Origin of the sequence: Agrobacterium burrii (assembly GCF_017313405.1) — a bacterium.
Classification (GTDB): Bacteria; Pseudomonadota; Alphaproteobacteria; order Rhizobiales; family Rhizobiaceae; genus Agrobacterium; species Agrobacterium burrii.
In genome coordinates, this window is sequence record NZ_JAFLNA010000005.1 from 1 (window position 1) to 17,417 (window position 17,417).

At 58.1% G+C, this 17,417-nt stretch carries 16 protein-coding genes, 1 tRNA gene and 1 riboswitch; of the genes, 13 read left to right on the plus strand and 4 right to left on the minus strand.

Going from position 1 to position 17,417, the window contains the following annotated elements:
* Together JZX89_RS10830 and recQ are read left to right on the plus strand one after the other, a co-directional pair.
* Positions 1–77 (plus strand) — tRNA-Met (locus JZX89_RS10830).
* A gap of 201 nt (positions 78–278) precedes the next feature.
* Positions 279–2,087, plus strand: coding sequence for a DNA helicase RecQ (recQ, locus tag JZX89_RS10835; RefSeq protein WP_207134047.1), 1,809 nt, complete (start codon positions 279–281; stop codon positions 2,085–2,087).
* A 57-nt stretch (positions 2,088–2,144) separates the two neighbouring features.
* Here recQ and JZX89_RS10840 read toward each other — a convergent pair whose 3' ends face one another.
* A complete protein-coding gene (locus tag JZX89_RS10840) occupies positions 2,145–3,377 on the minus strand; it encodes an ROK family transcriptional regulator (RefSeq protein ID WP_207134048.1) in 1,233 nt (410 codons plus the stop codon).
* A gap of 264 nt (positions 3,378–3,641) precedes the next feature.
* On the opposite strand from JZX89_RS10840, the gene JZX89_RS10845 reads away from it, so the two are divergent.
* The 8 genes from JZX89_RS10845 (at position 3,642) to nrdF (ending at position 11,796) form a co-directional block, all read left to right on the plus strand.
* Positions 3,642–4,664: a sugar ABC transporter substrate-binding protein gene (locus JZX89_RS10845; protein WP_142840711.1), complete on the plus strand. Its 1,023-nt coding sequence runs from the start codon at positions 3,642–3,644 to the stop codon at positions 4,662–4,664.
* A 224-nt stretch (positions 4,665–4,888) separates the two neighbouring features.
* Positions 4,889–5,971: an ABC transporter permease gene (locus tag JZX89_RS10850; RefSeq protein WP_149898168.1), complete on the plus strand. Its 1,083-nt coding sequence runs from the start codon at positions 4,889–4,891 to the stop codon at positions 5,969–5,971.
* The gene (locus tag JZX89_RS10855) at positions 5,971–6,753 is read left to right on the plus strand and encodes an ATP-binding cassette domain-containing protein (protein WP_149898169.1); all 783 of its coding nucleotides are present in this window, start codon (positions 5,971–5,973) and stop codon (positions 6,751–6,753) included. Before JZX89_RS10850 ends, JZX89_RS10855 begins: the two co-directional genes overlap by 1 nt.
* Positions 6,750–7,379: a nucleoside triphosphate hydrolase gene (locus JZX89_RS10860; protein ID WP_153515351.1), complete on the plus strand. Its 630-nt coding sequence runs from the start codon at positions 6,750–6,752 to the stop codon at positions 7,377–7,379. The genes JZX89_RS10855 and JZX89_RS10860 overlap by 4 nt, the downstream gene beginning before the upstream one ends.
* A gap of 133 nt (positions 7,380–7,512) precedes the next feature.
* Positions 7,513–7,736: riboswitch (cobalamin riboswitch) on the plus strand.
* A gap of 259 nt (positions 7,737–7,995) precedes the next feature.
* Positions 7,996–8,217, plus strand: a complete 222-nt coding sequence (nrdH, locus tag JZX89_RS10865) for a glutaredoxin-like protein NrdH (protein ID WP_046799096.1) — start codon at positions 7,996–7,998, stop codon at positions 8,215–8,217.
* Positions 8,218–8,229: 12 nt separating this feature from the next.
* On the plus strand, positions 8,230–8,628 hold the full coding sequence (gene nrdI / locus JZX89_RS10870) for a class Ib ribonucleoside-diphosphate reductase assembly flavoprotein NrdI (protein ID WP_153515350.1): 399 nt from the start codon (positions 8,230–8,232) through the stop codon (positions 8,626–8,628).
* On the plus strand, positions 8,616–10,805 hold the full coding sequence (gene nrdE / locus JZX89_RS10875) for a class 1b ribonucleoside-diphosphate reductase subunit alpha (protein WP_153515349.1): 2,190 nt from the start codon (positions 8,616–8,618) through the stop codon (positions 10,803–10,805). The genes nrdI and nrdE overlap by 13 nt, the downstream gene beginning before the upstream one ends.
* 16 nt (positions 10,806–10,821) lie before the next feature.
* Positions 10,822–11,796 (plus strand): class 1b ribonucleoside-diphosphate reductase subunit beta, encoded by a 975-nt coding sequence (nrdF, locus tag JZX89_RS10880; RefSeq protein WP_207134049.1) that lies wholly within the window; start codon positions 10,822–10,824, stop codon positions 11,794–11,796.
* A 29-nt stretch (positions 11,797–11,825) separates the two neighbouring features.
* Here the strand turns inward: nrdF and JZX89_RS10885 are convergent, their stop codons facing one another.
* The gene (locus tag JZX89_RS10885) at positions 11,826–12,929 is read right to left on the minus strand and encodes an alpha/beta hydrolase (protein WP_153515347.1); all 1,104 of its coding nucleotides are present in this window, start codon (positions 12,927–12,929) and stop codon (positions 11,826–11,828) included.
* A gap of 152 nt (positions 12,930–13,081) precedes the next feature.
* Here JZX89_RS10885 and recF point away from each other — a divergent pair, with 152 nt between their 5' ends.
* From recF to JZX89_RS10900, 3 genes are read left to right on the plus strand one after another with little or no spacing between them, the layout of a single operon-like run.
* Positions 13,082–14,206, plus strand: a complete 1,125-nt coding sequence (gene recF, locus JZX89_RS10890; protein ID WP_153515346.1) for a DNA replication/repair protein RecF — start codon at positions 13,082–13,084, stop codon at positions 14,204–14,206.
* 22 nt (positions 14,207–14,228) lie between these two features.
* Positions 14,229–14,996 (plus strand): molybdopterin-synthase adenylyltransferase MoeB, encoded by a 768-nt coding sequence (locus tag JZX89_RS10895; RefSeq protein WP_207134050.1) that lies wholly within the window; start codon positions 14,229–14,231, stop codon positions 14,994–14,996.
* Positions 14,993–15,469, plus strand: a complete 477-nt coding sequence (locus tag JZX89_RS10900) for a GNAT family N-acetyltransferase (RefSeq protein WP_207134051.1) — start codon at positions 14,993–14,995, stop codon at positions 15,467–15,469. Before JZX89_RS10895 ends, JZX89_RS10900 begins: the two co-directional genes overlap by 4 nt.
* Before the next feature lie 74 nt (positions 15,470–15,543).
* On the opposite strand, the gene JZX89_RS10905 is transcribed toward JZX89_RS10900, so the two are convergent.
* Positions 15,544–16,233: a hypothetical protein gene (locus tag JZX89_RS10905; protein ID WP_207134052.1), complete on the minus strand. Its 690-nt coding sequence runs from the start codon at positions 16,231–16,233 to the stop codon at positions 15,544–15,546.
* 49 nt (positions 16,234–16,282) lie between these two features.
* A complete protein-coding gene (locus tag JZX89_RS10910) occupies positions 16,283–17,287 on the minus strand; it encodes a 2-hydroxyacid dehydrogenase (RefSeq protein ID WP_149898179.1) in 1,005 nt (334 codons plus the stop codon).
* Between the last annotated feature and the right edge of the window lie 130 nt (positions 17,288–17,417).

Here is a 17,417-nt window from a genome sequence, read left to right on the forward strand (position 1 = left end):
CGCGGGGTGGAGCAGCCCGGTAGCTCGTCAGGCTCATAACCTGAAGGCCGCAGGTTCAAATCCTGCCCCCGCAACCAAATCTTCCAAGTCCTATGAAAGAAACCCCTTCGTGGGGCATTTTGCGTTTGCGCGCGCATTGTGACTCAACCCCGTAGAGGCAGGGTGAGCATAATGTCCAATTCCCAATCGTGTTTCTGCGTGAATTCCGGCTTTCGACATTGCGATGAAGCTGGATTTGGCCATGATGCGCAAACCGCTCAGTTCAGAAGAAGGCCGCCGTGACCGCCGACCCTTTGCAGATACTCAAGACCATCTATGGCTATGATACATTCCGTGGACGGCAGGGCGAGATCATCCAGCATGTCATGGCGGGAAACAATGCTTTTGTCCTCATGCCGACGGGCGGCGGGAAGTCGCTTTGTTATCAGATTCCAGCGCTTGCCCGTGCGGGAATGGGACTGATCGTATCGCCGCTCATAGCGCTGATGGTCGATCAGGTGGCTGCCCTGCGTCAGGCCGGTGTGCGGGCCGAGGCGCTCAATTCCGATCTCTCTCCGGAACAGCGCCGCGCCCTCTGGCAGGATATGCGGGCCGGCAATGTCGATATTCTCTATGCTGCGCCGGAGACCCTTCTCAAGCCGGATGTTCTAGATGCGCTTCAATCCATTGACCTGTCGCTGATTGCGGTCGACGAGGCACATTGCCTGTCGCAATGGGGGCACGATTTCCGTCCGCCTTACCGCCAGCTCGACACACTGATCGAGCGTTTTCCCGATACACCGCGCATGGCGCTGACGGCGACTGCGGACGAGCCTACCCGTGCCGAGATAATCGGCCATCTGGGTATTGATGAAAAAGATGCTTTCATCGCCGGGTTCGACCGTCCCAACATCCGCTACGCGATCATGGAAAAGGACAATCCGCGCTCCCAGCTCAAACGTTTTCTCAACGGCCGGGAAAATGAAAGCGGCATCGTTTATTGCCTGTCGAAACGCAAGGTGGATGAAACGGCTGCGTGGCTGCGGGAAGAGGGGCGGGATGCGCTGCCCTATCATGCCGGCATGGATAAGGCTGCGCGCGAGAACAACCAGACCCGCTTCCAGCACGGTGAGGCAGTCATCATTGTCGCGACCGTCGCTTTCGGCATGGGCATCGACAAGCCGGATGTGCGTTTCGTGGTCCATATCGATCTGCCCGGCAGCATCGAGGCCTATTATCAGGAGACCGGCCGTGCCGGTCGTGATGGCCTGCCGTCCGACGTACTTATGCTCTACGGCTATGAAGACATCGCCCTGCGCAACCGCTTCATTGAAGAATCGGATGCCGCGGACCAGCGCAAATATATGGAGCGCCAGAAGCTTGATTCACTGCTCGGCCTTGCGGAAACAGCCGGTTGCCGTCGGCAGGTGCTGCTCTCCTATTTCGGTGACCGGTGCGAGCCCTGTGGTAATTGTGATACCTGTGCGGAGCCGCCTGATCTGTTTGACGGCGCGATAGCCGCGCAAAAGCTGCTCTCCTGCATTTACCGCACCGGGGAACGTTTCGGTCAAGCCTATGTCATCCGCGTCTTGCTGGGCGTTGAAGATGAGCGGATCTCGCGTTTCGGGCACGATCAGATCACTACCTACGGGATCGGCAAAGAGCATGACAATCGCACCTGGCGCGCCATCTTGCGGCAGCTGGTTGCGCTGCGTCTGATCGAGGTGGATCTGTCCGGGCATGGCGGATTGTCGATTTCCGAAGAGGGAAGACGGTTCCTGCGCGAAAAGCAGTCTCTGATGTTGAGAATTCCATCCGCGCCGCGTTCGGCCCGGCAGCAGACGCCGCGCAAGGCCGCTTCCACAGCTTTGCCGGAGGCCGATCGTGGTCTCTTTGAGGCACTGCGTGTAAAGCGCATGGAAATTGCCCGCGCGCAGAACGTTCCGCCCTATGTGATTTTCCACGACAAGACCCTCATCGAACTGGCAGCTGCAAAACCGGCCTCGGCGAGGGAGATGGCACAGATCCCCGGCGTTGGGGACACCAAGCTGGAGCGCTACGGCCCCGCCTTTCTGGAGGCGATCATGCAGCACGCCGCTGGCGAGTGACTGACAGATAAATTCCGCGAAGAGTTACTTCAGGATAGTAAGGTGAAGGGTAAAGGCTCAGCCTGTCGTGTCCTTGAACAGAACGTTCTGATCGATGAGATAGCGGGAAAACAGGGGCAGGCTTGCCCCGCCGATCGCCCGGGCCTGGCTGCCGACCGCGCCCTCGATGATCTCCGGCAGCGTGACGCCCTGAAGATCGTGGTGTTTGAGGGCAAGCCGGGTGGCGACGACGATCCTCGTTCTGACCCATTCGGGAAAACCGCCATCGATGATGACGCTTGAAAAATCGATGATGGAGGCGGCGGCGATGACGGCCTGCGCCAAGGCGGCGGCCGTCTTGTTGATCCAGCTTTCCAGCGGTTCGCCGAAATCGATCCATTCGTCGGGTGAGAACCACAGGGGACGTGGATCTATACCTTTTTCGCGGAGCATATTTTCCAGAACGAAGATCGATGCGATTTTCAAAAGCTGAACCGTATTGCCATCCTGCCCCTGTACCGGCAGGGGGCCAATCGCACCGGCAGTACCCGTTTTTCCGGAAAACAGCGCTGAATTCAAAACGACGCCGCCGCCGATGAAGGAGCCGATAAAGATATAGAGAAAATCGGCGTAGTTCTGGCCGGCGCCAAAAACCAGTTCTGCACCGCAGGCACTGGTCGCATCATTCTGCAAAAAGACCGGGTAGCTGACGCTTTCGGCAATTTTGGAGCGGATATCAACATCCCGCCACCGTTCCATTTCGGCCTGCGGGGCGCCCACTTCCTGGGCCCAGTTCCACAACTCGAATGGGGCGGCAATGCCAACTCCGGTGATTTTTTGCCGTTCCCCGGGGGACAATTTCGATTCAATCTCGGTTATGCCGTCGATCACGAACGGCAATATCCATTCCGGCATGGGGTAGGGGTAAGTCTTGCGAAGCTTCAGTCTTATCCGGCCAACAAAATCCATCAGCACAAGATCGACACTACGCCGGCCGATTTTCACGCCGAAAGAGAAGACGGCGTCGGGATTGAGGCGCATCGGCGTCGATGGTTGCCCGACTTTTCCGCGCAACCTTTCACCACGAATGAGAAGTCCGTCTTTTTCCAACGAACGCATGATGACCGAGACTGTCTGCGCCGACAGGCCGCAAAGTCTGGATATTTCGGCTTTCGACAATCCGCCATGGCGGCGAACGAGTGAGAGTACCAGCCGCTCATTATAAGCGCGGACCCCGATCTGGTTGGCGCCGCCGCTCATATCCATAATGGTGGACGGCGCAGGCGGCGCCGTCTCGACAGATTGTCTCATAATGTCATCCTCCCGCCCGCTATATCCCTCACGACCGATACCTGCAGGCTTTATGGCAATCTTGCTATCGCAACGTAAACAACGGCGGCGATATTCCTCCCTGCCGCGTATTAGAATGCCATACCGAATTAATAATTCAATCGGATTTATTTATTGACAGACGTTTCCTTTGGTGGTTCCATCTGGCCAACGATCATTGTTCTCGGAGGAGACTAGATCGTCGGGTAACCGTCACGGTGCTCAAATATCCATTGGGAGGATCTCATGAAGACCACTGTTTCCGCTCTTCTGGGCGCGCTTGCGCTTGGCGTTTCTTTCGCTTCCGTCGCATCCGCGGCAGACACATCGGTTTGCCTCATTACCAAAACCGACACCAATCCCTTCTTCGTCAAGATGAAGGAAGGCGCGACTGCCAAAGCGAAAGAACTTGGCGTGACGCTGAAATCCTATGCCGGCAAGATCGACGGTGATTCCGAAAGCCAGGTTGCCGCGATCGAGACCTGCATCGCCGATGGCGCCAAGGGTATCCTGATTACCGCATCGGACACCAAGGGCATCGTTCCGGCCGTGCAGAAGGCACGTGATGCTGGCCTTCTGGTGATCGCTCTCGATACTCCTCTGGAGCCCGTCGATGCCGCCGATTCCACCTTCGCCACCGACAATCTTCTGGCTGGTGAGCTGATCGGCAAATGGGCCGCGGGCACCCTCGGCGACAAGGCCAAGGACGCGAAAATCGCGTTCCTCAACCTCACCCCCTCCCAGCCGACGGTGGATGTGCTGCGCAACCAGGGCTTCATGAAGGGCTTTGGCATCGACGTGAAGGACATCAACAAGATCGGTGATGAAACCGATCCGCGCATTGTTGGCCATGATGTCACTAATGGCAACGAAGAAGGTGGCCGCTCGGCCATGGAAAACCTGCTGCAGAAGGATCCGACCATCAACGTCGTTCACACCATCAATGAGCCTGCGGCTGCCGGCGCTTACGAGGCGCTGAAAGCGGTTGGCCGTGAGAAGGACGTTCTGATCGTTTCCGTCGATGGCGGTTGCCCGGGCGTCAAGAACGTCGCGGAAGGTGTGATCGGTGCAACCTCGCAGCAATATCCGCTGCTGATGGCGGCGCTCGGCGTCGAAGCCGTCAAGAAGTTTGCCGATACCGGCGAAAAGCCGAAGCCGACCGAAGGCAAGAGCTTCGTCGACACCGGCGTGACGCTGGTAACCGACAAGCCGGTCAAGGGTCTCGACTCGATCGACACGAAGGAAGGTCTCAACAAGTGCTGGGGCTAAGGCTTTAGCGTTGAAACTCGCGGGGGCATTTTTGCCCCCGCCATTGGACCGGAATAATTTCAGGGACGATCCGGGGGATCGGACAAAGGAACAAACGAGCGCGCCGCGCGTCCCGCAGACACGAGATTGGCCCGCTTCACAACACTTTGAATCTGCGCATCATTCTCTTTGGAGATAGACCCGTTTTCAGGGCGGATGCGATAGAGCGATCGGGAGGAAAATCCATGAGCGAGCAGCCGGTGCGGGCTCAGCCGCATAATGAATTCGAAAAAGTGCTGTCGGATAGTTCGACACAGGTCGCTGCTTTCGATACGCACGACAAAAGTATTCTGGAAAAATTCCAGTACTTTCTGCATTCCAGCCCGGCGGCCGTGCCGCTGATCGTGCTGGTTCTGTCATTGACTGTCTTCGGCATTACCCTTGGCGGCAAGTTTTTCTCGGCCTTTACGCTGACCCTTATCCTGCAGCAGGTCGCGATCGTCGGTATCGTCGGTGCAGCGCAGTCACTGGTCATTCTGACGGCAGGTATCGATCTTTCGGTCGGCGCGATCATGGTTCTGTCCTCAGTGATCATGGGACAATTTACTTTCCGCTATGGTCTGCCGGCGGAACTTTCCATTCTCTGTGGTCTCGCCGTCGGCGCATTTTGTGGCTTTATCAACGGCATACTTGTGTCGCGCATGCGTTTGCCGCCCTTCATCGTCACGCTCGGTATGTGGCAGATCGTGCTGGCGACGAATTTCCTCTATTCCGCAAACGAAACGATCCGCGCGCAGGATATCGCCCAGCAGGCACCTATCCTGCAATTCTTCGGCTATAATCTCCGTATCGGCAGCGCCGTTTTCACCTATGGCGTCATCGCCATGGTTCTGCTCGTTGCTCTGCTCTGGTATGTGCTCAACCGCACCGCCTGGGGCCGCCATCTTTATGCGGTGGGCGATGACCCGGATGCCGCCGAACTGGCCGGCGTTAACGTCAAGCGCATGCTGACGACCGTCTACACGCTGTCCGGCCTCATCTGTGCCTTCGCGGGCTGGGCGCTGATCGGCCGCATCGGTTCGGTTTCGCCGACCGCCGGTCAATTTGCCAATATCGAATCCATCACGGCTGTGGTCATTGGCGGCCTATCGCTATTCGGCGGACGCGGCTCCATCATGGGCATGATCTTTGGCGCCTTGATCGTCGGTGTCTTTTCGCTCGGCCTCAGGCTCATCGGAACCGACCCACAATGGACCTATCTGTTGATCGGCGTCCTCATCATCATGGCTGTCGCAATCGACCAGTGGATCAGAAAGGTAGCAGGCTGATGACAAAAGAACCCATTCTCACAGCACGCAATCTCGTCAAACGCTATGGTCGTGTGACCGCGCTCGACCGTGCCGATTTCGACCTCTATCCGGGTGAAATTCTGGCCGTGATCGGTGACAATGGCGCCGGCAAATCCTCTCTCATCAAGGCTATCTCCGGTGCGGTAACGCCCGATGAGGGAGAGATAAAGCTTGAAGGCCAGACCGTGCAGTTCCGCTCACCGATCGAGGCGCGCAAGGCAGGTATCGAAACCGTCTATCAGAACCTTGCGCTGTCGCCGGCGCTTTCCATAGCCGACAATATGTTTCTCGGCCGGGAACTTCGCAAACCCGGCATTCAGGGCAGCCTGTTCCGGGCGCTGGACCGTCCGGCCATGGAGAAGTTCGCCCGCGATAAACTGTCGGAACTCGGCCTGATGACCATCCAGAACATCAATCAGGCCGTGGAAACCCTCTCCGGTGGCCAGCGCCAGGGTGTGGCGGTGGCACGTGCTGCGGCCTTCGGCTCCAAGGTCGTCATCCTCGACGAACCAACGGCCGCACTTGGTGTCAAGGAGAGCCGCCGCGTTCTTGAACTCATTCTCGATGTGCGCTCGCGAGGGATGCCGATCGTGCTTATCTCACACAACATGCCGCATGTGTTCGAGGTTGCGGACCGCATCCACATTCACCGGCTGGGCAAGCGCCTGTGCGTCATCAATCCGAAGGACTATTCCATGTCCGACGCCGTCGCTTTCATGACCGGTGCAAAGGAAGCGCCGAAGGAAACGCTTGCCGCATGACGCTGAAGCTTGAGACGATCGCCGAAGACGTTCTTCGGCGGGCAGACGGTAAATTCCGTTTTATCATTGCCATTGCCGGTCCCCCTGGGGCCGGCAAATCCACGCTGGCGGATGCGCTTTGTGATGCTTTGCTGGCGCGGGGCGAAACGGCCGCCGTGCTGCCCATGGATGGCTTCCATATGGACAACGGCATCCTTGAAGAGCGAGGGCTGCTGTCGCGCAAGGGCGCGCCCGAAACCTTCGATGTGCGTGGCTTCCTCGATATCGTCTCCGCCGTCCGCAAGGGCGGGCAGGAGGTGCTTGTTCCGGTTTTTGACCGCTCCCGGGAAATCGCCATTGCGTCCGCCCGCGCTATCGTACCTGAGACACGCTTCATCCTGGCTGAAGGCAATTATCTGCTACTGAACGAGGCGCCGTGGACGAGGCTTTCCGAGAGCTTCGACCTCACCATTTTCGTCGGGCCGTCTGTCGCAGTCCTTGAAGAGAGGCTGCGGAAGAGATGGCAGGGTTACGGTCTCGATGCGGCTGCGATCCACGCCAAACTGTTTGAAAACGATCTTCCGAACGGCAAAAGGGTGATCGAGAACACCCGCCCCGCTGATATTCACATCGATATCTGGGAATAGATTAACGCTTTTCCGTCCTTCAGCGGCAAGGCGCATTTGCCGTTAAGCCTTTGTTGACCATGTGTTGAATCTTTTTGATCCACAGGGTGGGGCTTTTGTGTGTCTATTCATTGACGCAAAAATTTCCTCATATACTATATGTGGTGTTCAAGGTTCTTCCGATTCGCAAGGATTGGGAGCTAAGACGGGAATTCGGTGCGCAACGCCATCATGGTGGAGCAATGCCGAAACTGCCCCCGCAACTGTAAGCGGTGAGCATCGTTCCGATTTGAGCCACTGGAGTCAAAAACTCCGGGAAGGCCGGGATAGATGTTGTGACCCGCAAGTCAGGAGACCTGCCTTGAGCGCAAACGTCCACGGGCGGGGTGTCCGGAAGGAAGGTATGGCGCAAATGAATTGCGTTCGCCCTTTTCTGCCCCCTCCAGAACAAGCTTCGGGGTGAAGTCATGCCAGTGCATTTTTTTGAATTCCTGCGCTCGTCGGCGTAGAGAGTGATTTTTTGCGGCTGAGTTACAGGCCGTTCGCCTCACCTGAATGACAGACCCGTCGCCAGCCGATTGCGACTGCAATCGGCAATGTTGAGCCGTGCGTGAAAGCGGCTTCGAAAGAGGAAATTATGACCGTCACCGTTTACAGCAAGCCCGCCTGCGTCCAATGCACCGCCACCTATCGTGCGCTGGACCGCATCGGCGTCCCCTATGAAATCGTCGATATTTCCGAAGATGCGGATGCGCTCGATCATGTCCGGGGTCTCGGTTACATGCAGGTTCCCGTGGTCGTCGCCGGCGAACGCCATTGGGCGGGTTTCCGGCCGGATATGATCGGCGCGATCAGCTAAGGCGGCAGCGTGATGGGGCTGATCGTTTATTATTCCAGCCGCTCTGAAAACACGCATCGTTTCCTTCTGAAACTGGGGCGGCGATTGTTTCGCCTGCCGCTCGGCGCCGAGGAGGACGTGCCTCATGTGTCTGAGCCATATGTGCTGGTCACCCCCACCTATGGGGGCGGCGGCACCAAAGGGGCCGTGCCGAAGCCGGTCATCCGGTTTTTGAACGAGCCCTCCAACCGAAATCTCATTCGCGGCGTCATCGCGGCGGGAAATACGAATTTTGGCGCAGCCTTCGCATCCGCCGGAGATATCGTCGCGCGCAAATGCGCCGTGCCGTTTCTCTACCGTTTCGAGCTTCTCGGCACGGAGGAAGATGTCGCCAACGTCAAACATGGATTGGAACGATTTTGGACACGCTGACCTCGAGCGCCGCGCTCAACAAGGACGCCAAACAGCCGGCAGCCATAACCCAGAAACCGCTGGATGCGGGCCTGGACTACCACGCGCTGAACGCGATGCTGAACCTCTATGACGAGAACGGAAAGATCCAGCTCGACAAGGATCGCCTTGCGGCCAAACAATACTTCCTCCAGCACGTCAACCAGAATACCGTCTTCTTTCATAACCTACGGGAAAAGATCGATTATCTGGTGACGGAGGGATATTACGAACAGGAGGTGCTGGATCAGTATTCCTTCAATTTCGTCCGCGATCTATACGACGAGGCCTATACCCGGAAATTCCGCTTTCCGACTTTTCTCGGGGCGTTCAAATATTACACCTCCTATACGCTCAAGACCTTCGACGGAAAGCGTTATCTAGAGCGCTACGAGGACCGCGTCTGCATGGTGGCGCTGGCTCTGGCGCGCGGCGACGAACAGCTTGCCCGCGATCTGATGGACGAGATCATTTCCGGCCGCTTCCAGCCGGCGACCCCCACTTTCCTGAACGCCGGCAAAAAAAGCCGTGGCGAACTGGTTTCGTGTTTTCTGCTGCGCGTGGAAGACAATATGGAAAGCATCGGCCGCTCCATCAATTCGGCCCTGCAGCTTTCCAAGCGCGGTGGCGGCGTGGCGCTGTCCCTGACCAATATTCGCGAGTTCGGAGCGCCGATCAAGCAGATCGAAAACCAGTCTTCCGGCGTCATTCCCGTCATGAAGCTATTGGAAGACAGCTTTTCCTATGCCAACCAGCTTGGTGCGCGTCAGGGTGCGGGCGCGGTCTATCTGCATGCCCACCACCCGGATATCATGCGTTTCCTCGATACCAAGCGCGAAAACGCCGACGAAAAAATCCGTATCAAGACCCTGTCGCTCGGCGTGGTAATCCCTGACATCACCTTCGAACTCGCCCGCAACAACGAGGATATGTACCTGTTCTCGCCCTATGATGTGGAGCGGGTTTACGGCGTGCCGTTGACCGAGATTTCGGTCAGCGAAAAATATCATGAGATGGTCGCGGATAGTCGCATCCGCAAGAAGAAGATCAAGGCGCGCGAATTCTTCCAGGTGATCGCCGAAATCCAGTTCGAGAGCGGTTATCCCTACATCATGTTCGAAGATACGGTGAACCGCGCCAATCCGATCGCCGGCCGCATCAGCATGAGCAATCTCTGCTCGGAAATCCTGCAGGTCAGCGAGGCGAGCGAGTTCAATGCCGATCTTTCCTACAGCCATATGGGCAAGGATATTTCCTGCAATCTTGGCTCGCTCAACATAGCCTCGGCGATGGATTCGGCCGATTTCGGCAAGACGATCGAGACCTCCATCCGGGCGCTGACGGCAGTATCGGACATGAGCCACATTTCCTCCGTCCCCTCGGTGGAAAAGGGCAATGACGCCAGCCACGCCATCGGGCTGGGCCAGATGAACCTGCACGGTTATCTGGCACGCGAACGCATCTTTTATGGTTCCGAAGAGGGCGTCGATTTCACCAATATCTATTTCTACACCGTGACCTATCACGCCATCCGCGCCAGCAATCGTATTGCTGCGGAAAGGGGCGAAAGCTTCAAGGGCTTTGAAAATTCAAAATATGCCTCCGGCGACTATTTCGACAAATATACCGACCGGGAATGGCTGCCTGCGACGGAAAAGGTCCGAGAGCTGTTCGAAAAAGCCGGCATTGCCATTCCGACGCAGGAGGACTGGACGGCGTTGAAGCAGGATGTGATGGCATCCGGTCTTTATAACCAAAACCTTCAGGCCGTACCGCCTACTGGCTCGATCTCCTATATCAACCACTCCACCTCTTCCATTCATCCGATCGTCTCGAAGATTGAAATCCGTAAAGAGGGCAAGATTGGCCGCGTTTATTACCCGGCTTCCTACCTCTCGAACGACAATCTCGAATATTATCAGGACGCCTACGAGATCGGTCCTGACAAGATCATCGATACCTATGCGGCAGCCACCCAGCATGTCGATCAGGGCCTGTCGCTGACGCTGTTCTTCCGCGATACGGCGACGACACGCGATATCAACCGGGCGCAGATCTACGCCTGGAAGAAGGGCATCAAGACCATCTATTACATCCGTTTGCGCCAGATGGCGCTGGAAGGCACGCAGGTTCAGGGCTGCGTCTCCTGCACGCTCTGAATTGAGGGACTAAACAATGAACATTTTCGTAAAACCCGCGTCCCGCATTCGCGCGGTCAACTGGAACCGCATTGAGGATGACAAGGATCTTGAAGTCTGGAACCGCCTGACCTCGAATTTCTGGCTTCCGGAAAAAGTGCCGCTTTCCAACGACATTCCCTCATGGGGAACGTTGAAACCGGAAGAGCAGAAGCTGACGATCCGTGTCTTCACCGGGCTGACCTTGCTCGACACCATCCAGAACGGTGTCGGCGCCGTGCGGCTGATGGCGGATTCGGCAACACCGCATGAGGAGGCGGTGCTTTCCAACATCTCCTTCATGGAGGCCGTGCACGCTCGCTCTTACTCTTCGATTTTCTCGACGCTTTGCTCCACGCCTGACGTCGATGATGCCTATCGTTGGTCGGAGGAAAACGAGTTCCTGCAACGCAAATCCGCGCTCATCATGCGGGAATATGACAGCGGTGATCCGCTGAAAAAGAAGATCGCCAGCGTGTTTCTGGAAAGCTTCCTGTTCTATTCCGGCTTCTACCTGCCGATGTTCTGGTCAAGCCGCGCCAAGCTCACCAACACGGCGGATCTGATCCGTCTGATCATCCGCGACGAGGCCGTGCACGGCTATTATATCGGCTACAAGTTCCAGCGGGCGCTGGATCGTCTGGGCGAGGCACAAAGACAGGAGATCAAGGACTTCGCCTTCGATTTCTTGCTCGAGCTTTACGACAACGAAGCGAAATATACCGAAGACCTCTATGACGGCGTCGGTCTGACCGAGGACGTCAAGCAGTTCCTGCATTACAATGCCAACAAGGCCTTGATGAATCTGGGTTACGAAGCGCTGTTTCCGGCCGAGGCCTGCCGGGTCAACCCGGCGATCCTCTCGGCACTCTCACCCAATGCCGATGAAAACCACGACTTCTTCTCCGGTTCCGGCTCGTCCTATGTCATCGGCAAGGCTGTTGCCACCGAAGACGAAGACTGGGATTTCTGAAACCAGAGGCCGGGAAGAACCCGCAGAAGCTACTGCGGGTTCACCACCTGGCTTGCAAGGCGGAAGGGGCTGGACACGGTTGCGCCGATCGCATCGAAAACGAAGGCACCCGCACTGTTGATATCGCCCCCGCGCCTGCTGGATTCCAGCTGCGGCACCATTGACGCCAGCGCGGCATAGCGGTCGTGATTGAGCGGGTCCGACGCCTCCAGATTGGAAATGTCGATGAACTGTACGCCCTCCTTCAGGGCGGCTTCCTGTACCTGTGGGTCGGTCACATCCAGCGCGCCGATGCGGGTAACATCCGCGCCCAAAATGGAGGATGCCTTCAGGGCGCGGTCGTCCTTGGAGACGAGAACGGTGAGCGGCGGGTTGAGCCGGCCGACCACCTCGATCTGTTTGCGAAACACATCGGCGTCGATGTCAGGTGCTGCCAGCACCACCTGCAGCTTGGCGAGCACGTCGTTCCTGCCCTGCAAGCGCAACTGTCGCAGCGCCTCCATGACCAGCCAGCCACCCATGCTGTGGCCAAACACAACAACGCTTTTTCGCGGGGTCTGCCGGGTAAGGTCGATCAGCACACCCGCCAGCGCATCACGCGAGAAGGTCGCCGATTCCTTGTCGGCCACGTAACCGGTGACGTTGGCCTGCGATGGCCAGGAGAACACCAGCGGCACGCCATCCATCTTGGCATCGGCAGCCATTTGCGCGGCGCGGAACAGGGCTTCCTGATAGCTGTAATTATAACCATGCACAAAAAGCGCGATCTGCTTGCCGGACCGGGCGACGTCGCCAAGATCGGCATTGAAGCTCGGCTTCGTCAGCATATCGGCGCGGGTAACGACAAAATCCTTGTTCGGATCCGGCTTGCCGCTGGCCCACTCGATTTTTCCACTTTTATGAGTAGGAGGAATAGAAATGTCGAAGCTTGCATAATTCGGCTCCATTGCCCGCTCCGTGCCAAACCCCTTTTTCGCGTCGGTGTTTTTCTCCCGCGTGCTCACCACATAGGCCGTCACGATTTTCGTGCCGTGAGCCTTGGTGTTTACGGCCTGCAGCACGTCCGCCCCCGGCCTGCCCGCACAGGATGAAAGAAGACCGAGAGTGAGAAGCAGCGAAAAGATCAGGCGCATGAATGGGCTACCGATGATAAGGAACGGCTCATAAATAACCGGCCGTCCGAAAAGTTGCTACTGGAGAATGAATTGCCTTGCTGTGACGGTCTTCGACGCGGATGGACATTCCCCTGCTTGCCATCCGGCCATGTTCGTTTTAGGCCGTACAGATGACGAACAAGGTGTCGCTTTTACGGCTGAAACTCACGGACTTCCGCAACTATACGGCGGCGTCGCTCACACTTGATGATCGCCATGTTGTGCTGACCGGCGATAATGGCTCAGGCAAGACCAATCTGCTGGAGGCCGTCTCGTTTCTTTCACCCGGCAGGGGCCTTCGCCGGGCCACCTTGTCCGATGTTACCCGCGTCGGCGCGGACGCCGGGTTCTCGATCTTCGCCGATGTCGAAGGCATGGATGGCGAAGTGGCCATCGGCACCGGGATTGAAGGTGATGGCGACGTGGTGTCGCGTCGCTTGCGGCTGAACGGCACATCGGTAAAATCCGTCGACGAACTGACCGATCATCTGCGCGTGCTGTGGCTGACGCCCGCCATGGACGGCCTCTTCACCGGCTCGTCATCGGACCGCCGGCGTTTTCTCGACCGGCTGGTGCTGTCGCTCGATCCCGCCCATGGCAGGCGGGCAAGCGATTTCGAAAAGGCCATGCGCGGCCGCAATCGCCTGCTGTCGGAAGGCCGTTTTGATCCGGTCTGGCTGGACGGCATCGAAAAACAGATGGCCGAACTCGGCATTTCCATGGCGGTTGCCCGTTATGAAATGCTTGGCCTGTTGAAGACCCTGATTGAGGGCCGGGCCGGCAACGCAGCTTTCCCCTCTGCGGCGCTTTCGCTCTCCGGCTTCATGGATGACGGGCTTCATCGGCCGGCCGTCGATCTGGAAGACGAATATGGTCTAATGCTGCGGGAGGGCCGGTATCGGGACGCGGCGGCAGGCCGCACGTTGGACGGCCCGCATCGCGTCGATCTCTTCGTGCGCCATGCGGAAAAGAATATGGAAGCCGAACGCTGTTCAACGGGGGAGCAGAAGGCGCTTCTTGTCGGGCTGGTGCTTGCCCATGCGCAGCTGACCGCGAATATGACCGGACATGCGCCCATTCTGCTCCTGGACGAAATCGCCGCCCATCTGGACGAGGGCAGGCGGGCCGCTTTGTTCGATCTCATCCACGCGCTCGGCGGCCAGAGTTTCATGACCGGAACGGATGCGGCCATGTTCTCCGCCCTTGGTGAGCGGGCGCAGTTCTTCAATGTTTCCCACGGGAGCGTCACAGTATGACGGCTAAGAGATGGAGGACGACATGGACCCGCTGAGCCCGGAAGAAATCGAACGCTACAAACGCCACATCCTGTTGCCCGAAATCGGCGGTGCCGGTCAGCAGCGGCTGAAGGCAGCGCGCGTGCTGGTCATTGGAGCAGGTGGGCTCGGAGCGCCCGTCCTTCATTATCTTGCCGCCGCGGGTGTCGGCACGCTCGGCATGATCGACGACGATGTGGTCTCCCTGTCCAACCTCCAGCGGCAGGTGATCCACGATACCGGCACGATCGGTGAGCTGAAAACGCAAAGCGCCCGCAAGGCCATCGCCCGGCTGAATCCGCAAGTCCGCACGCTGGCTTATGAGGATCGCTTTTCGCAGGTCTGGGCGCATGACCACCTGTCATCCTTCGATCTCCTGATCGACGGCTCGGACAATTTTGATACGCGTTATGCCGCCGCCGATGCGGCGGAAGCTGCGAAAAGGCCGCTGGTGACGGGCGCGGTCGGTCGTTTCGACGGGTCGGTTACGGTGCTGAAGCCCTATGAGACCAATGCGGAAGGCACTCTGTTGCCGGGTTACCGCGATCTGTTTCCGGAACCGCCGCCGCCGGGCCTCATTCCCAATTGCGCGGAAACGGGCATCGTCGGCGCGCTGACCGGGGTTATCGGCACCCTCATGGCCATGGAGGCGATCAAGGTGATCACCGGTGCCGGTGAGCCGCTGATCGGTCGCCTGCTGCTCTATGACGCGCTGTCGGCCCGTTTTGAAACCGTGCGTTACAAGCGCCGGCCGGCCGGAAAGAAACCATGATCGAGATCGCAAGGGTTGGGGAAGAATTCGATCGCTGGCAGGAATTGCTGGCGCTCATCATGGCGTCCTTTGCCTATATGGATGGCGTCATCGACCCGCCATCCTCGGCCGATCGTCTGACACTGGAGAATCTTGCCGAAAAAGCGAGGGCGGAGATTGCTTTCGTGGCGCTTGATGGTGATGAGCTGCTGGGCTGCCTGTTTTGCCGGTCGGAGCCGCCGGCCTGTCTTTATGTCGGCAAGCTTTGCGTTTCCCCGAAAGCGCAGGGAAAGGGCATCGGCAGGATGCTGCTTGAAAGAGCTGAAGCATTGGCCGGCGAATTGGCACTGCCGACGCTACGCTTGGAAACACGCATCGAACTTGGTGCCAATCATGCCAAATTCGCCGCCTGGGGTTTCGTCAGGACCGCTGAAAATGCCCATGCCGGTTATGATCGAATAACTTCGATTGAAATGACTAAATTTCTTGGCTGAGGCTGCCTAATTCTACCCTGCGCTAATCCGGTCCGGGACAGCCGAAAAAGCCCGTGGATAGAGGCATGACGCCCCTATCGTAAAAGGCCGGACTGAAGCATCTGCGAGAGAAAGACAGAAGAGACGCGGTCAGCGCCCGTCTGTGGCTGGACTTCGGCTGACCCCACCCGCCAGATGCCTTTATCCGGCCCACTGAAGAGCTGCATTTCCGTCGTGACCTTGTAGGTGAGTGGAGCCGCCTTCGTGGCCCCGACCATCTGCTTCATGAGTTTCGCGGAAGGCATGCGGGTTTTATCGCCAATATCGTCCGCATTTGCGTTGGCCTTCAGCCGCTGGAACGCAGGCCCGACATCCGGCAGGGAGCAGTTCATCTTTATCCGCGCTATAAAGAGGCCCGAGGGCGATTGGGAACCGATACGCGCAGGCTCGGCCTCACAACGCACCCGCTCCGTGCTCGCCACCCAGAGCCGTGCGAACTGGTCGGACTGCTCGTTTGTGGTTCCCTTGGGAGCGTGCATGCCCTTGTATTTGCGCTGCCACGCGACCGGATTGGTAACCAGATCCATGTCGATGTAGCGCGGGCCATTGCCCGAAGCTCCCCATTCCTTGTTCAGGCGAACCATGCTGGCGCGATCAAAGTTCAGCCAGGCGCGATAATAGAATTCCGCGGTTTCTTCGGGTGAGGGCGAAGCCGCCTGGGCCGGGCCGCTGACCAGAACGAGCATGACGGATATGAGCAGCAAAAACTTCGCCTGAATTCTCATGGAATTCTCCCTCACACGTGAAAATCGGACAACGCTTGCCTTGGCCAGCTCAACTCCGCCCCGGCAGCACCCGGTTCGGCGGGCGGTGTCCGTCGAAGAGCGTGCGGATGTTGATAATGACCTTGTCGCCCATCTCGATGCGGCCTTCGATGGTCGCGGAGCCCATATGCGGAAGCAACACGACCCTGCCTTCCTTGGCTAGCTTGATGAGCTTGGGGTTCACCGCAGGCTCGTTCTCATAGACATCGAGGCCGGCGCCGGCGATCTTTCCCTCGCGCAGGCACTGGATCATCGCCGCTTCGTCGATGATATCGCCGCGCGCGGTATTAACGATGTAGCTGGTCGGCTGCATCAACGCCAGGCGCCGCGCCGAGATCAGGTGATAGGTCGCAGGCGTGGAAGGGCAATTGACGGAAACGATATCCACCCGCGCCAGCATCTGGTCGAGGCTGTCCCAATAGGTTGCCTCAAGCTCCGCCTCCGTCGCCGGGCTGACGCGTTTGCGGTTGTGATAATGAATGGAAAGCCCAAAGGCCTTGGCGCGCCGCGCAACCGCGGTTCCGATGCGACCCATGCCGACAATGCCGATGCGTTTGCCGGAAATGCGCCGCCCGAGCATCCAGGTCGGCGACCAGCCCAGCCATTCGTCCGAGCCATTGGCAAGCACGCGCGTGCCTTCGATCATGCGGCGCGGCACGGCCAGCACCAGCGCCATGGTGATGTCGGCGCTGTCCTCGGTCAGCACATTCGGGGTATTGGTAACGGTAATGCCTTTTCTGGCGGCGGCATCGACATCCACATGGTCTATGCCGTTGGAAAAGCTGGCGATCAGCTTCAGCTGCGGCCCGGCCTTCTCGATCATGGCGGCAGTGATGCGGTCGGTCACGGTCGGCACCAGCACATCGACCCGCTGCATGGCGGCGACAAGCTCTTCCTCGTTGCGCTGCGTATCGTCGATATTCAGTTCGGCATCGAAGAGTTCGCGCATTCTGGTTTCGACGACGTCAGGCAATTTGCGGGTGATATAAACTGTCGGTCTCTTCTTGTGGGTCATCGTTTGCCGCTGCCTTGTTCAGAAGTCATTAACCAGAAAGAGCGATAATTTCTCTCAATCAGGGCGTTTCTACCAGACCCGCCGGCGAAGACAAACAAAACTCGCCGAGGCTCGAGGCATGTGGAAACGA

Bases quoted from the DNA above. Each gene is read 5' to 3' on its own strand.
- JZX89_RS10840 (WP_207134048.1), bottom strand. From the start codon at position 3,377: ATGAGACAATCTGTCGAGACGGCGCCGCCTGCGCCGTCCACCATTATG.
- JZX89_RS10845 (WP_142840711.1), top strand. From the start codon at position 3,642: ATGAAGACCACTGTTTCCGCTCTTCTGGGCGCGCTTGCGCTTGGCGTT.
- JZX89_RS10850 (WP_149898168.1), top strand. From the start codon at position 4,889: ATGAGCGAGCAGCCGGTGCGGGCTCAGCCGCATAATGAATTCGAAAAA.
- JZX89_RS10855 (WP_149898169.1), top strand. From the start codon at position 5,971: ATGACAAAAGAACCCATTCTCACAGCACGCAATCTCGTCAAACGCTAT.
- JZX89_RS10860 (WP_153515351.1), top strand. From the start codon at position 6,750: ATGACGCTGAAGCTTGAGACGATCGCCGAAGACGTTCTTCGGCGGGCA.
- nrdH (WP_046799096.1), top strand. From the start codon at position 7,996: ATGACCGTCACCGTTTACAGCAAGCCCGCCTGCGTCCAATGCACCGCC.
- nrdI (WP_153515350.1), top strand. From the start codon at position 8,230: ATGGGGCTGATCGTTTATTATTCCAGCCGCTCTGAAAACACGCATCGT.
- nrdF (WP_207134049.1), top strand. From the start codon at position 10,822: ATGAACATTTTCGTAAAACCCGCGTCCCGCATTCGCGCGGTCAACTGG.
- JZX89_RS10885 (WP_153515347.1), bottom strand. From the start codon at position 12,929: ATGCGCCTGATCTTTTCGCTGCTTCTCACTCTCGGTCTTCTTTCATCC.
- recF (WP_153515346.1), top strand. From the start codon at position 13,082: ATGACGAACAAGGTGTCGCTTTTACGGCTGAAACTCACGGACTTCCGC.
- JZX89_RS10895 (WP_207134050.1), top strand. From the start codon at position 14,229: ATGGACCCGCTGAGCCCGGAAGAAATCGAACGCTACAAACGCCACATC.
- JZX89_RS10900 (WP_207134051.1), top strand. From the start codon at position 14,993: ATGATCGAGATCGCAAGGGTTGGGGAAGAATTCGATCGCTGGCAGGAA.
- JZX89_RS10905 (WP_207134052.1), bottom strand. From the start codon at position 16,233: ATGAGAATTCAGGCGAAGTTTTTGCTGCTCATATCCGTCATGCTCGTT.
- JZX89_RS10910 (WP_149898179.1), bottom strand. From the start codon at position 17,287: ATGACCCACAAGAAGAGACCGACAGTTTATATCACCCGCAAATTGCCT.